Here is a 13968-nt window from a genome sequence, read left to right as displayed (position 1 = left end):
GCTTGCGTAACTGAGAACGGCGAACCGAGAACTGAGAACTGACAATGATTGCAGCCACCAAAGCCAGAATAGCTCCCGGCAAGCTGCTGATCGGCGGCGAATGGGTTTTTTCGTCCGATGGCAAGACCTTCGACACCATCAATCCCGCGACCGGCGAAGTGCTGACGCAAATCGCCGCGGCAACCGGTGAAGATGTCGATCGCGCCGTGAAGGCGGCGCGCCGCGCATTCGACGATCCCGGCGGCCCGTGGCAGAAAATGCCGGCCGGGGAGCGCGGCAAGCTGCTCTGGAAGATCGCCGACCTCATCGAGAAGAACATTGACGAGGTCGCCGAACTCGAGACGCTCGACAACGGCAAGCCGATCTTCGAGTCGCGTTACGTCGACGTTCCCATGGTGTGCGACGTTTTCCGCTACTACGCGGGTTTCGCCACGAAAATTCACGGCGAAACCATCAACTCGCGGCCCAACGCTTTTACGTACACGCTGCGCGAGCCGCTTGGCGTGGTCGCCGCCATCGTCCCGTGGAATTTTCCGCTGCTGCTGGCGTCGTGGAAGATCGCGCCGGCGCTGGCCTGCGGCAACACCGTCATCTGGAAGCCGGCGTCGCAGACCTCGCTGACGGCGCTGCGCGTGGGCGAGCTGATGATGGAAGCCGGGGTCCCGCCGGGCGTGATCAACGTTCTTCCCGGACCGGGAAGCGTTGTCGGGATGGGCCTGGTGAAGCATCCGGGAGTGGACAAGGTCGCCTTCACCGGTTCGACCGCAGTGGGCAAAGAAGTGATGCGCGCCGCCGCCGACACGGTCAAGCGCGTGACCCTGGAGCTGGGCGGCAAGTCTCCCAACATCGTGCTGGCCGACGCCAACATGGACGAGGCCGTCAAGGGGGCGACCACCGGCATTTTTTATGGCAAGGGCGAAGTTTGCGCCGCCGGTTCGCGGCTGTTCGTCGAGCGCAAAATCCATGACGAGTTCATGTCCAAGCTGGTGGACCGCGCCAGGAAGCTCAAGCCCGGCGATCCGCTCGATCCCAAGACGCGCCTGGGCGCCATCGTCAGCGAGCAGCAGATGAACACCGTGCTCGGCTACATCGAGGCCGGCAAGGGCGAAGGCGCCAGGCTGGTTGCCGGGGGCAAGCGCGCTTCGGTGGACGGCGGCAAGGGATACTTCCTCGAGCCGACCATCTTCGATGATGTCGACAACCGCATGAAGATCGCGCAGGAAGAAATCTTTGGGCCGGTGCTGGCGACCATTCCTTTCGACGACGTCGAGCAGGTGGCCGACATCGCCAACCAGAACGTTTATGGGCTGGCGGCGGCCGTCTGGACCAGCGACGTACGCAAGGCCCACGCCATTGTGCGCCGGCTGAAGGCGGGAACGGTGTGGGTGAACGCTTACAACCTGTACGACGTGGCGCTGCCCTTCGGCGGCTACAAGCAGTCGGGTTTTGGGCGCGAGCTCGGCGCCGTGGCGCTGGACAACTACACCGAAGTAAAGAGCGTGTGGCTGAGCCTGTAGCGGAGCAGCGCGATGGACGTCCTCATTGCGGCGGCCGTGGTACTGGCGGTGGCCTGCTGGGCAGAAAGTTGAATCTCAGCCGACCCAGGGGATTGGGCGTCAGTGAAGGCGATGGGCGCTTCAAATTGATGAGGAATGATTGATTTATGCAGACGGCGACAAAGATCAACACTTTCTCCGACTGGGTTGGCCTGTTCGAGGCATGGAAGAAAGACATCGGCGTGGACGTTTCGGAAACCGGCGGCTTCAAGTTCGAAACGCTCTACGGCGCCATCGAGACGGAAGAGATCCAGTTCGGACACTACAAGGGCCGGCGCAAGTGGGAGACGCTGCGCGGCGTTCCGAACCAGCAGATTCGCGACGCGCTGATGAACCTCATCGTCTATCAGGGCGATACCGAGTTCGCCTCGGTGGAGCAGCAGCGCTTCCTTTTCGAAAGCGCGCCCTCCGATTACGACCGCAACGCGCTCGTGCGCGTGATGGTGGAAGAAATGCGCCACGGCTGGCAGATGTGCGCGCTGCTGGTGGAGCACTTTGGCCACTCCGGCAAGGTTGAGGCGCAGAAGATGCTGGAGCGGCGCGCCTTCGAGAACAAGCGCCTGCTCGGGGCCTTCAATGAAGATGTCGACAACTGGCTCGACTTCTACACCTACACCGACTTCGTGGACCGCGACGGCAAGTTCCAGCTCCAGATGCTGAAGTACTCGGCGTTCGCTCCGCTGGGACGTTCGATGTCGTACATGCTGCGCGAAGAAGCGTTCCACATGGGTACGGGCAACGACGGCTTGCGGCGAATTGTCGAAGCGGGCGTGGTGCCCGCGTGGCTGATGCAGAAATATCTGAACAAGTGGATCTCCACTTCGCACGACCTGTTCGGCACCGACAACTCGTCGTCGGCGCACTGGGCCTACGTGTGGGGCGTGAAGGGCCGCTACGACGAGCCGAAGAACGAAACCGAAGCCGATCTCAGCGACCTCAACGACTATAACCGTAAGCTATACCATGACGAAGTCGCGGGCCTGGTGGAGCGCCTGAACGGCCACTTGCGTCCCGAGGATCCGCGCCTGTACGCGCCGCACATCAAGTTCAACCGCGCGATCGGGCGCTGGGCGGGGCAGATGTTCCATCCGCAGACGGGCGAGCCGATGGAGGAAAAGGAATACAAGCAGCAGCTCGATTCCTTTTTGCCGACAGCGGCAGACAAGAAGCTGCTGCTCGACATCCTGAGCAGCGAGAAGAAGTGGATTATGCCGAAGCAGGGAGCGCGCGACCCGCTGGCCACGATCGCCGAGCCGAGAAAGCAGGCAATCAACCTGTAGACGCTCTCCGTGTCCGGCTCGCTGTCGGCCAGAGCGCGGAGCCTGTCTTTTCTATGACGACCGTGAACACGGTAACGGCGCAGGCAGCCTGGCAACGGTCCACCATGGGCGAGCTGATGGTGGCGGCCGCGGCGCGTGAGATCGGCGACGGCGAAGTTGTGTTTGTGGGCATGCGGCTGCCGCTGATCGCCTTTGTCGTGGCCAAGCAGACGCATGCGCCCAACGCCATCGGGCTGTTCGAGAACGGCGTGATCCGCTCCACACCGGCGCGCGAGCTGATCTACACCATGGCCGATCCGCCCAACATCGTCGGCGCCACGCAGTGCGTCGCGATGATGGAGGTCATGTCGCTGCTGCAGTCGGGCCGTGTGAATCTCGGCTTTCTCGGCGCGGCCGAGGTAGATCGCTTCGGAAACCTGAATTCAACCCAGGTCGGCGGCGGCAGCGAGCAATTCGTGCGCCTGCCCGGTTCCGGCGGCGCGTGCGACATTGCGTCACTCGCGCAGCGTTTTGTCGTCCTGCTGGAGCACTCCAAGCGCCGTCTGCCGGAGCGCGTGGGCTACATCACAAGCCCGGGAAACGGCGAAGGCGGCAACTGGCGCAGGCGCGTCGGCCTGCCGCGCGGCGGGCCGGCGGCGGTGATCACGACCAAGTGTGTTTTGCGATTCGATGAGCGCGGCGAAGCGTATCTCGACTCAGTGCATCCGGGCGTCAGCGTGGACGACGTTCTGGCCAACACCGGCTGGAAGCTGCGCGTCAGCGGGAATGTGAAGACCACGGACCCGCCCGGCGACGACGAGCTTCGCGCCATCCGCGACTACGATCGCGAGGGTTTCTGGACGAAATAGGAAACGCATACCGCGCGGACAAGCGCGGCTGAACGCGGACCACAATGAAGATTGACACCACAACTCAACTCCAGCGGCTCACGCTGGACCTCGAAGGGCCGGTGGCGCGCGTCACGCTCTCCAACCCGCCGCTGAACGTGATCGACCTTCAGATGATGGACGAGCTGATCGCCGTGATGGAGCAGGTGGAGCGGCCCGGCGTGACCGCGGTGGTGATTCGGGGCGCCGGCAAGCAGTTCTCCGCCGGCGTGGACATTGCGGCGCACACGCCCGACAAGGTCCAGGGCATGCTGGTGAAGTTTCACAGCGTCATCCGTGCGATGCTTGCAACGCCGAAGATCACCATCGCGCAGGTGGAAGGCGCCTGCCTGGGCGGCGGCGCGGAACTAGCGCTGGTCTGCGACATGGTCTACACGGCGCGTAACGCGTCGTGGGCATTTCCTGAGATCAAGCTGGCGTGCTTTCCGCCGGTCGCTGCCGCGGCGCTGGCGTCGGTGGTCGGCCCCAAGCGCGCCGCCGAGCTGATCTTCACCGGCCGGCAGATCTCGGGCGACGAGGCCCTCGCCATCGGCCTGGCCACGCGCGCGGCCCGCACCGAGGAACTCGAGTCGCTGGTGGACGACGCGGTGGCGCACCTGGATCCGCTGAGTTCGGTCGCCCTCGGCCTGGCCAAGAAAGCGTTTTATTCCTGGGACTCGATGCACTTCGACAAGGGCCTGGCCCGCGCCGAGCAGATTTACCTGAACGAGCTGGTGAAGACGGCCGACTCGGTGGAAGGCATCCAGGCGTGGATGGAGAAGCGCGCGCCTATGTGGAAAGGGAAATGAGCAAGGGGAAATGAGCAAGCTTACCTCCATGCGCGCTGCGATCGCCGACCTCCTCCCCGACGGGGCGACGGTCGCGCTCGGGCTCCAGCTCGAGCAGATGATCCCGTTCGCCGCTGGACACGAGATCATGCGCCAGCGGCGCCGCGGGCTGACGCTGGTCGGGCCGATCTCCGACATTCTTTTCGACCAGATGATCGGCGCCGGATGCGTGGCGCGCGTGATCGCCGCCTGGGTCGGGAACGTAATGATGGGCTCGGCGTACAACTTTCGGCGTGCCTGTGAAGAAGAAAACCCGGGAACGCCGGGCGAAAAGCTGAACGTCATCAACATGACGAACTTCACCATCGCGCTGGCGCTGCAGGCCGGCGCCATGGGCGTGCCGTTCCTGCCCACGCGCACCGCGCAGGGCAGCGACGTGGCGAAGGGCAACCATTTCTTTCGTCCGATCATGTCGCCGTTCGCGGAGACGGAAGTAGCCATCGGCCCGGTCAGCGGCGACGGCCAGCCATCGTCCCCTGCGGTGATGCAGCCGCTGTTGGCGGTGCGCGCCCTGAATCCTGACGTCACGATCGTTCATGTGCAGCGCGCCGACGCCGAAGGCAACGCGCACTGCTGGGGAAATTTCGGCGTGATGCTGGAGGCGGTGAAGGCGGCGAAGCGGGTGATCGTGGTCGCGGAAGAGATCGCCGCGCCTGAGGTCATTGCCAGCGATCCGAACCGCACAGTGATTCCGGGATTCCTGGTCACGGCCGTCGTGCACGAGCCGTTCGGGGCGCATCCTTCGCCGGTGCAGGGCCATTACAAGCGCGACGACGCCATGTTTCGCCAGTATCACGAGCAGTCGAAGACGCCGGCGGACTTCCAGGCGTGGGCGGCGCGCTGGGTGCACGGCGTCGCCGACCGGCGCGAGTACATCAACCAGCTCGGCGCCTGCCGCGTGGAGGAGCTGGGTGTGAAGCAGCACGCATACGCGGCCGCCGCGGACTATGGCTACTGAGTTTCAACCGCGGAGACGCGGGACCACGGAGACAAACGAAACAGAAGCCTCCTGGTCCGAGCGCCTCCGCGGTTAAGAATTGAACAGGTGAAGAAGACACTCATCACGCTGCGCGTCAACGGACGCGCGCACGAGATCGCCGTCGAGCCGTCGAAGCTGCTGCTCGACGCGCTGCGCCAGGACCTGGGCCTGACCGGGTCGAAGCGCGGCTGCGACGACTCCTCGTGCGGCGCCTGCACGGTGCAGCTCGACGGTGTGCCCGTGCTCTCCTGCGCGCTGCTGGCTGCGAGCTGCCAGAGCGACGAAGACGAGCGCCACGAGATCACCACCGTCGAGGGCCTGGCCGAGCACGGCGCGCTGGCCGCGCTGCAAAAGGCCTACGGTGACTGGGGCGGCGCGCAGTGCGGTTACTGCACACCGGGATTCATGATGACCGTCGACGCGCTGCTGGCGGAAAACCCTGATCCCAGCGAGGACGAAATCCGTCACGCGCTCAGCGGGAACCTGTGCCGCTGCACCGGATACTCGCAGATGTACCAGGCGATCCGCGCGGCGATCGTAGCGGAGCGAAAGGGCCGTGCTGGCGAAATGGCCGCCCGGGAGGTGAAGTGATGCGCTGGAAGTCAGCGGCGGTCGCGATGTTGATGCTATTGGCGACAACAGCCGCGTTTGCCCAAAAAGACGTCCCCTTCGGCTGGCACAAGCTGGCCGGCACCGAGATGGCCGAGCGGAAGCCGGTCGACGTCCTGCTGCGCGCCGACTTTGACGGCGACGGCAAGCCGGACATGGCCATCATCCTCGCCGACGATCCCGGACGCGCTTCAGGGCTGTTCGTCTACACGACAGCCACATCGCGCTGGGCGAAGCTGGAGAGCGCGGCAGTCGGCAAGTTCGGCGACCGGCGGATCGAGCTGGTTAAGCCGGCTACGGTTGAGACGGCATGCGGCAAAGACGCGGCGAACGACGCGTGCAAGAACGGCGTTCCAGCGAAAGTCGTGCTGAAGCGGCCGGCGGTGCGCCTGTTGCAGGGCAACGATGCGCCTGAGTTGTTCTACTGGGACCGCGAGAGCAAGGCGATGAAGAAGGCGCCTTTACCAAAGGCTGAGGACCGAGAACTGAGAACCGAGAACTGATGTCTGACTTTTCCATCATCGGCAAGCCGATCGCGTTCGTGGACGCAGCGGGCAAGACGACGGGCTCGGGGAAGTACGCCGACGACCTGTCGCTTCCCGGCATGCTCGTGGGGAAGATCCTGCACTCGCCGCATCCGCATGCGCGCATCAAGCGCATTGACGCGTCGAAGGCGATGGGGCTGGAGGGCGTCATCGCGGTCGTTACCGGCAAAGACGCGCCTACGCCCTACGGCATCCTTCCCGTCGGCCACGATGAGCATGCGCTGGCGCTCGACAAGGTCCGCTACGTGGGCGACAACGTGGCCTGCGTCGCGGCCGTGGATGAAGCCACGGCCGAGCGCGCGCTCGAGCTGATCGATGTCGAGTACGAGCTGCTGCCGGCGTACTTCGATCCCGAGCAGTCGATGAAGGCGGAGCGCGACCTGATCCACGATCACAAGCCGCACAACATCGAGAAGGACTATCACCACGTCTTCGGCGATCCGGACGCGGGCTTCGCGCAGGCGGATTGGGTGGCCGAGCAGCGCTACCTGGCCAACGAGGTCACGCACGCGGCGATGGAGCCGCACTCCACGCTCGCCAGCTTCGACCTTGACCCGCACACCGGACAGCTCGGGCGGCTGACGGTGTGGTCGTCCACGCAGGTGCCGTACTACCTGCAGCACAAACTGTCGCTGGTGCTTGGCCTGCCGATGTCGCAGATACGCGTGATCAAGCCGCTGGTCGGCGGCGGCTTCGGCGGCAAGAGCGAAGTGATTCCGCTGGAGATCATCGCGGCGGTAGCGGCGCGGGCGGCACGCGCGCCGGTGAAGATCACCTACACGCGCGAGGAAGTGTTCTGGGCGCATCGCGGGCGTCCGCGAACGATTATCGACCTGAAGACCGGTGTGAAGCGTGATGGGCGGATCACGGCGGTCGCGGCGCGCGTGGTGCAGGACGGCGGCGGTTACTGCTCGTACGGCGTGGTCACGATCCTGTATTCAGGCGCGCTGCTCGGCGCGCTGTACGACATTCCCAACATCCGCTACGACGGTTACCGCGTGCTCACCAACAAGCCCGCGTGCGGCGCCATGCGCGGGCACGGCACGGTGAACGTCCGCTTCGCCTTCGAGTCGCAGCTGGACGAGATCGCCACGCAGCTTGGGCTCGACCCGGCCGAGATCCGGCGCGTGAACCTGCTCAAACCGCCGACGATCACGGTGAATGGCCTGCGGGTGCAGAGTTACGGCCTGCCGGAGTGCATCGAGCGCGTGGTAGAGCGGTCGAAGTGGATGGAGCGGCGCGGCAAGCTCAACACCGCGGCGACGAACGGCTCGCGCGTGAAGCGCGGACTCGGCCTGGCCTGCAGCCACTACGTGAGCGGCGCGGCCAACAGCATCATCCGGTCGGACATGCCGCATTCGACGGTGAACATCAAGATTGACCGCGACGGCGGCGTGGTCATCTACACGGGCGCGAGCGACATCGGTCAGGGCTCGGACACGATGGTGGCGCAGATCGCGGCGGAGGTGCTGGGCTGCTCGCTGGCGCGCGTTAAAGTGGTCGCGGCCGACACCGATCTGACGCCGATTGACATCGGCTCGTATTCCAGCCGCGTCACGTTCATGAACGGCAACGCGACGCTGCGCGCCGCCGAGCAGGTGAAACAGCGCATCGTCGCGGCGGCGGCGCGGAAGATGAACTGCGCGCCCGAAGACGTGGTGATGCGCGGCGACATGGTGCTGCGCCGCGGCGAGTCGCCAGACGCGAAGATCGCCGCGTCACCGGCGCATCGCGCCGCGGAGATCCTCGAGAAGAAGGATGCTCCCTACAGTCCGGAAACCGTGCCGGTGGTCCCCTCCGCGGCTGGCTCCGGTCCTACCGTCGCGGGCCGCGTCGAGGGGCAGATCCTGCGCGGGTCGTTGCAGCAGAAGCGGCGCGACGAAGGGCCGAAATCGCAGCTCACTTTCGAAGAAGCTGTGGTTGCCGCGATCGACTTCCAGGGCGCGCTCACCGGTACCGGTTCGTACGCGCCGCCGCAGGAGGCGCGCGGCGGCGGGCACAAGGGCGGCGGCGTGGGGCCATCGCCGGCGTACTCGTACGCAGCGCAGGTGGCCGAAGTCAGCGTGGACGAGGACACCGGCGAGGTTACGGTGCACAAGGTCTGGGCGGCGCACGACTGCGGGCGCGCGCTCAATCCCGTCTCGGTCGAAGGCCAGGTGATCGGCTCGGTCTGGATGGGACTGGGGCAGGCGCTCCAGGAAGAGATGGTCTGGAAAGACGGCCTGCTGATGAATCCCGGAATGCTCGAGTACCGGTCGCCCTCGGCAGTCGAGTCGCCGGAAGTCGAGTGCATCATCGTCGAGAGCGTCGATCCCGAAGGACCGTTCGGCGCCAAGGAGTGCAGCGAAGGCTCTCTCGCCGCGACGATTCCGGCGATCGCCAATGCCATCTACGACGCGGTCGGCGTTCGGCTGCGCGAGTCGCCCTTCACGCCCGAGCGCGTGCTGGCGGCGCTGCGCGCGAAGCGCGCCGAGAAGAAGCTGAACCTGACCGAGGGCGTCGATCCGGTGCAGCCGAAGACATTCCGCGAACATGGCGGATCGCTGTGGTACGCGGGCAAAGGACCGGAGCGGCATGAGCTCGATCCGGCGCGTTCCACGGCGCGAGCCGCGAATGATTAACGCCTACCACCGAGACACGGAGGCGCAGAGGATTGCCGTGGTTTTTCTGTGTCTCTGTGCCGCTGTGGTGGAAGTTCCTGCATGAGCCTGAACGGATTCCAACTTCTGCGCCCGCGCACGGTGAGCGATGCCGTCACGCTGCTGTCGAAGCATGCGCCGGCGCTAACGCTCGCCGAGCCGAACACGAAGCTGGCGCGCGGCGGCGTGCAGATCCTGGCCGGAGGCACCGACCTGGTGCCTTCGATGGGGCAGAAGCTGTTCGAGCCCGACTACGTGCTCGACATCCGCGGCATCGGCGAGCTGCGCGGGATCCGCGAGCTGCCCGACGGCGGCGTTGAGATTGGCGCGCTGACCACGCTGACCGAGGTTGAGCGATCACCGCTTATCACCGACCGCTTTCGAGTTTTGCACGAAGCCGTGAAGACGGTCGCGTCGCCGGTGATCCGGAACCAGGCGACGCTGGGCGGCAACCTGTGCCTGGACACGCGGTGCCTCTGGTACAACCAGTCGCTGGCGTGGCGGAAATCGTGCGGCTTCTGCATCAAGAAGGACGGCGACCTGTGCCACGTCGCGCCCGGCGGCACCAAGTGCTGGGCCGCGTTCAGCGCCGACACGCCTCCTGCGCTGCTCTGCCTGGGCGCGGAAGTCGAGATTGCCGGACCCGGCGGCGCGCGGCGCGCCGCGGTGAGCGAGCTGTACACCAACGTTGGCGACGGTCGCATCCGGCTGGCGAAGAACGAAATCGTTACGCGCGTTTTCCTGCCGTCTGCGTCCGCCGGAATGCGCGGTGCTTACCTCAAGCTGCGGATGCGCGGGTCCATTGATTATCCCCTCGCCGGCGTTGCCGTAGCGTTCCACGCCAACGGCCACATCGAGCATCCGCGCGTGGCGCTCACCGCGGTGAATCCCGCGCCGCTGCTGGTGAAGGGAACCGATCGCCTCCTCGGCGGCAAGTCCACGGCGGCTGTTGCGGAACTGGCCGAGCAGGTGGCCGACGCGGCGGCGCGCACGGCCAAGCCGCTGACCACCTCCGCGTTGACCCCGGAGTACCGCCGCGAGATGATCCGCGTTTTCACGCGCCGGGCGCTGCTGGCGGCGCTAGTGGAGAACTTCCAACGCCGAGGACGCTGAGAGCGCGGAGGACGCAGACAAAGACGATTCATTTCTCTGCGACTCCGCGCTTTTTCTGCGAAGGCGAGAAGAAACCTTACGGCGTTTTCTCCAGGTCCACGCTGGTCACGGGCAGATCCCAGTGGGCCAGGAGGATTTCGAAGCGGCGCTGTTCTTCCTTCCTGAACGTTTCCTGGTCGGGATAGAGCTGCCTGGTCAGCGCGTCGGATTCGCCGGTGTACAGCGCAGCCACGTTCCTGAACACGATGGTCACGCGAAAGTCCCAGCGCGCGTCTTCGGTCATGTGGTTCTCAGGCGCGACCATCTCCACGCGCAGGATGCGGCCGGTTTCGATCTGCTTCTTCAGCAGCGGATAGTGGTTCTTCTTGAACAGGCGCAGGAACTCGTCCTGATGTCCCCACTGGACCTTGTAGTAGTACTCGACCGCGCAGGGCTTATCCGCGGCGGACTTGGGCGCGGCGGATTGCGCAAGGGCAGACACGGCGAGGGCCGCAAGCAGCAGGGCGACAGCGATGCGTTTCATTGTTCTCTCCCCGGAGTCGCAACATCGTAGCCCAGCGAGCAGCCCGGAAGATACAATCGCGTTTCCGGCGCGGGTCGCCGAGCACAACCGCAAAGGACACGAAGGAAGCACGAAGGGCGCAAAGGGACCCATGCCAGGCACGCCAAGTCATGAACCGCAGAACCGCGAACCGAGAACCGAGAGCTGCTCTTGATCACTGATTGCCACGTCCACATTCAGCCCGTAGAGATGTTCAAGCCCGAGGCGCTGGCGCTGATGAAGAAGCGCCCGCAATGGCCGCGGGTGGAGGAGTTCTGCCGCTCGCCGAAGGCGTTTCTCAAGCACCTGGACGAAGCGGGCGTGGATCGCGCGGTGCTCATCAACTACGTTGCGCCGGAGGTGATCGGGTTCACGGCGGGCGTAAACCAGTTTGTGGCCGATTACGTGAAAGCGGCGCCGAAGCGGCTGATCCCGTGCGGCTCGCTGCATCCGCGGCACACGCAGAACGTGATGGCCGACGTGGAGCAGATCGTGCGGCTCGGCATCCGGCTCATCAAGATCCATCCGCCGCACCAGCTGCTGTATCCCAACGACTACCTGCGCGGCGTCAAGGAGCTGGAGATCATCTACCGCGCGGCCGAGGCGAACGGCATTCCCATCATGTTCCATACGGGAACGTCGATCTTTCCCGGCGCGCGGAACAAGTTCGGCGATCCCATCCACGTTGACGACGTTGCTGTAGACTTTCCGGACCTGAAAATTCTCCTGGCGCACGGCGGTCGTCCGCTGTGGATGGACACGGCGTTCTTCCTGGTGCGGCGGCATCCGAACGTGTTTCTCGACATCAGCGGCATTCCGCCCAAGACGCTGCTGAAGTATTTTCCGCGGCTGGAGGAGATCGCGTCCAAGACGCTGTTCGGTACCGACTGGCCCGGCCCCGGCGTGCCCGACATCAAGCGCAATCTCGATGACTTCCGAGCGTTGCCGCTATCACCCGATACGCAGCAAGCGATCCTGGAGACAAACGCGTTGAAGCTGTGGCCGGCGTAGACCCGGCGCCCCCGGCTCGGTCCTTGAGTTTTGAATCGGTTACAAGAGTAGTTCTCCGCAAAATGTTGAGAGCAGCCAGGTTAAGACCGAGGTCTTAAGTGGCTGTGGTTCAAGGCCTTACGTTTCCAGCAACTATTTTGGTGCAACGCCTTTGTGCCGTCCCTCCGGGACTTGCGCAAGGAAACGCTCGACACCCCGCACTCACGTGCGGGGCTAAGACTGTGGCGTCGCTCCGCGACTCCCAAATTGCGTGGGGCGGCACCTCAGCACCCGGGCGTTCGTGGCGCGGTACCGAGGGGCGAGGCGCCCGTCGCTACAACGTGGAGGGCACCGGTCCGCCCACCTACTTCCAGCGTAACAAATCGGGCGGGGCGAATGGGAAGGCGGCGGAAATCTTTTTGGCCCGAGGATGCAAGCACTTGGACGGAATAGCGAGGCTGAGGGTACTTGACACGTTTTTAGGCGACCGCGTTGCCCGGCCGCCCCTCCGCCCAACGAAGGCGGAAGGGCGGGCGCCCACCGTTGTGGTCATGCCGATTGTGTTCGCGGACGAGGGCGTCCGCGGCAGGCAGATCGAGGCATTCCGGACCCTGGCGGCGTACCGACGGGCGGCCGCCGGACCAACGTGCAGGGCACGGGCCAGCGACGCCGGTAACAGCATCTAACTGGCTGGTAAGGCGATAAACGTCAGGTGTATAAATGAAAGTTGCCCTCGGCGTGCCGCAGCGCGCCGTCGCGGAAGGGAATACCATGTCCACCACGATGGCCACGAAGGGATTGGAAGGGGTTGTAGCCGCAGCGTCGAGCATCTGCTACATCGATGGCGAGCGCGGCATTCTTTCCTATCGCGGCGTTGACATTCACGACCTGGCGGAGCACTCGACGTTCGAGGAAGTCTGCTACCTGCTGTGGAACGCCAGGTTTCCGACGCGGGCTGAGCTGGAGGCGTTTCGCAGGGAGCTGGCGAGCGCGCGCAAGCTCGATGCGGCGATCATCACCTTGCTGCGGCAGCTTCCCAAGGGCGCAACGCCGATGGAAGTGCTGCGCACCGCGGTTTCGGCGCTGTCCTCGTATGACCCGGACCACTCCGCGATCGACCATGCGGCGAACGTGCGCAAGTCGTTCCGGCTGACGTCGCAGATCGCGATGATCGTGACGGCGTACGACCGCATCCGCAAGGGCAAGGAAGTGGTGGAGCCGGACACGTCGCTGAGCCACGCCGGCAACTTCGTGTGGATGCTCAGCGGAGAAAAGCCCTCCAAGACGGCGGAGCGCGCGTTCGACGTGGCGCTGATTCTGCACGCCGATCACGAGTTCAACGCTTCGACCTTCGCCGCGCGGGTGATCGCGGCCACGGAAAGCGACATGCACTCGGCCATTACCGGCGCGCTGGGCGCGCTGAAAGGGCCGCTGCACGGCGGCGCCAACGAAGCCGCGATGCGGATGCTGTTCGCCATCGACAAGGCGGGCGCCGACCCGGTGCAGTACGTGAAGACGAACTATCTCGACGTGAAGAAGAAAGTGCCGGCGTTCGGCCACCGCGTGTACCACACCGAAGATCCGCGGGCGACGCACCTGCGAAAAATGTCGGAAGAGCTTGGCAAGTCGGCCGGGCAGCCGAAGTGGTTCGATATGTCGCGCAAGATCGAGGAGTTCATCAAGCGCGAGAAGAAGCTGAACGCGAACGTGGACTTCTACTCGGCATCGACGTACCACGTGCTCGGGCTGGATGTGGACCTGTTCACGCCCATCTTCGCCGTGTCGCGCATCGCGGGCTGGGCGGCGCACGTGATCGAGCAGCTCGACGACAACCGCCTGATCCGTCCGCGCGCCGATTATGCCGGGCCGGCGTATCGGCAGAAATACGTGCCGATCGAGCAGCGTGGGTAGAACGGCACGCAGCAATCAGCACCTGGCATTTGGCCGCGCGGGTCCTTGGCGGCGCGCAGAATCGAGCGTCCAAGGGCGCAATCGCGAAGTG

The 13968-nt window shown here is 64.9% G+C and carries 12 protein-coding genes; 11 read left to right on the top strand and 1 reads right to left on the bottom strand.

Annotation, left to right across the window (positions count from 1 at the left end):
• Positions 1–44: 44 nt before the first annotated feature.
• The 9 genes from VFA60_13400 to VFA60_13360 all read left to right on the top strand — a co-directional run bounded on the left by VFA60_13400 (position 45) and on the right by VFA60_13360 (position 10435).
• Positions 45–1517 (top strand): aldehyde dehydrogenase family protein, encoded by a 1473-nt coding sequence (locus tag VFA60_13400; protein HZQ92785.1) that lies wholly within the window; start codon positions 45–47, stop codon positions 1515–1517.
• Positions 1518–1663: 146 nt separating this feature from the next.
• Entirely contained in the window at positions 1664–2836 is a 1173-nt protein-coding gene (locus VFA60_13395; GenBank protein HZQ92784.1) for a Phenylacetic acid catabolic protein, read from the top strand.
• A 53-nt stretch (positions 2837–2889) separates the two neighbouring features.
• On the top strand, positions 2890–3684 hold the full coding sequence (locus VFA60_13390) for a CoA-transferase (protein ID HZQ92783.1): 795 nt from the start codon (positions 2890–2892) through the stop codon (positions 3682–3684).
• Positions 3685–3728: 44 nt separating this feature from the next.
• Positions 3729–4511, top strand: a complete 783-nt coding sequence (locus VFA60_13385) for an enoyl-CoA hydratase/isomerase family protein (protein HZQ92782.1) — start codon at positions 3729–3731, stop codon at positions 4509–4511.
• A 10-nt stretch (positions 4512–4521) separates the two neighbouring features.
• Positions 4522–5508: a CoA-transferase gene (locus VFA60_13380; protein HZQ92781.1), complete on the top strand. Its 987-nt coding sequence runs from the start codon at positions 4522–4524 to the stop codon at positions 5506–5508.
• 87 nt (positions 5509–5595) lie between these two features.
• Positions 5596–6120, top strand: a complete 525-nt coding sequence (locus tag VFA60_13375; protein ID HZQ92780.1) for a (2Fe-2S)-binding protein — start codon at positions 5596–5598, stop codon at positions 6118–6120.
• Positions 6120–6641, top strand: coding sequence for a hypothetical protein (locus VFA60_13370; GenBank protein HZQ92779.1), 522 nt, complete (start codon positions 6120–6122; stop codon positions 6639–6641). The genes VFA60_13375 and VFA60_13370 overlap by 1 nt, the downstream gene beginning before the upstream one ends.
• Complete coding sequence (locus VFA60_13365) at positions 6641–9304, top strand: molybdopterin cofactor-binding domain-containing protein (protein HZQ92778.1); 2664 nt, start codon at positions 6641–6643, stop codon at positions 9302–9304. The genes VFA60_13370 and VFA60_13365 overlap by 1 nt, the downstream gene beginning before the upstream one ends.
• An 81-nt stretch (positions 9305–9385) precedes the next feature.
• Positions 9386–10435, top strand: coding sequence for an FAD binding domain-containing protein (locus VFA60_13360; GenBank protein HZQ92777.1), 1050 nt, complete (start codon positions 9386–9388; stop codon positions 10433–10435).
• A 76-nt stretch (positions 10436–10511) separates the two neighbouring features.
• Here VFA60_13360 and VFA60_13355 read toward each other — a convergent pair whose 3' ends face one another.
• Positions 10512–10958 carry a hypothetical protein gene (locus VFA60_13355; protein HZQ92776.1) on the bottom strand — a complete coding sequence of 149 codons (447 nt, stop codon included), beginning with the start codon at positions 10956–10958 and terminating at the stop codon, positions 10512–10514.
• 189 nt (positions 10959–11147) lie between these two features.
• Here VFA60_13355 and VFA60_13350 point away from each other — a divergent pair, with 189 nt between their 5' ends.
• Positions 11148–11987, top strand: a complete 840-nt coding sequence (locus VFA60_13350) for an amidohydrolase family protein (GenBank protein ID HZQ92775.1) — start codon at positions 11148–11150, stop codon at positions 11985–11987.
• A 750-nt stretch (positions 11988–12737) separates the two neighbouring features.
• Positions 12738–13877 (top strand): citrate synthase, encoded by a 1140-nt coding sequence (locus VFA60_13345; GenBank protein HZQ92774.1) that lies wholly within the window; start codon positions 12738–12740, stop codon positions 13875–13877.
• The last annotated feature ends 91 nt before the right edge of the window (positions 13878–13968 follow it).

This window comes from Terriglobales bacterium, assembly GCA_035651995.1.
Taxonomy (GTDB): Bacteria; Acidobacteriota; Terriglobia; order Terriglobales; family Acidobacteriaceae; genus DASRER01.
Note: the sequence above shows the minus strand (reverse complement) of the source record. Positions and strands in the feature narration are given on the sequence as shown.

What these genes read in the sequence shown, in the direction of transcription:
- VFA60_13380 (HZQ92781.1), top strand. Translation starts at nt 4,522, where the DNA reads ATGAGCAAGCTTACCTCCATGCGCGCTGCGATCGCCGACCTCCTCCCC.
- VFA60_13345 (HZQ92774.1), top strand. Translation starts at nt 12,738, where the DNA reads ATGTCCACCACGATGGCCACGAAGGGATTGGAAGGGGTTGTAGCCGCA.
- VFA60_13355 (HZQ92776.1), bottom strand. Translation starts at nt 10,958, where the DNA reads ATGAAACGCATCGCTGTCGCCCTGCTGCTTGCGGCCCTCGCCGTGTCT.
- VFA60_13370 (HZQ92779.1), top strand. Translation starts at nt 6,120, where the DNA reads ATGCGCTGGAAGTCAGCGGCGGTCGCGATGTTGATGCTATTGGCGACA.
- VFA60_13385 (HZQ92782.1), top strand. Translation starts at nt 3,729, where the DNA reads ATGAAGATTGACACCACAACTCAACTCCAGCGGCTCACGCTGGACCTC.
- VFA60_13365 (HZQ92778.1), top strand. Translation starts at nt 6,641, where the DNA reads ATGTCTGACTTTTCCATCATCGGCAAGCCGATCGCGTTCGTGGACGCA.
- VFA60_13360 (HZQ92777.1), top strand. Translation starts at nt 9,386, where the DNA reads ATGAGCCTGAACGGATTCCAACTTCTGCGCCCGCGCACGGTGAGCGAT.
- VFA60_13400 (HZQ92785.1), top strand. Translation starts at nt 45, where the DNA reads ATGATTGCAGCCACCAAAGCCAGAATAGCTCCCGGCAAGCTGCTGATC.
- VFA60_13395 (HZQ92784.1), top strand. Translation starts at nt 1,664, where the DNA reads ATGCAGACGGCGACAAAGATCAACACTTTCTCCGACTGGGTTGGCCTG.
- VFA60_13390 (HZQ92783.1), top strand. Translation starts at nt 2,890, where the DNA reads ATGACGACCGTGAACACGGTAACGGCGCAGGCAGCCTGGCAACGGTCC.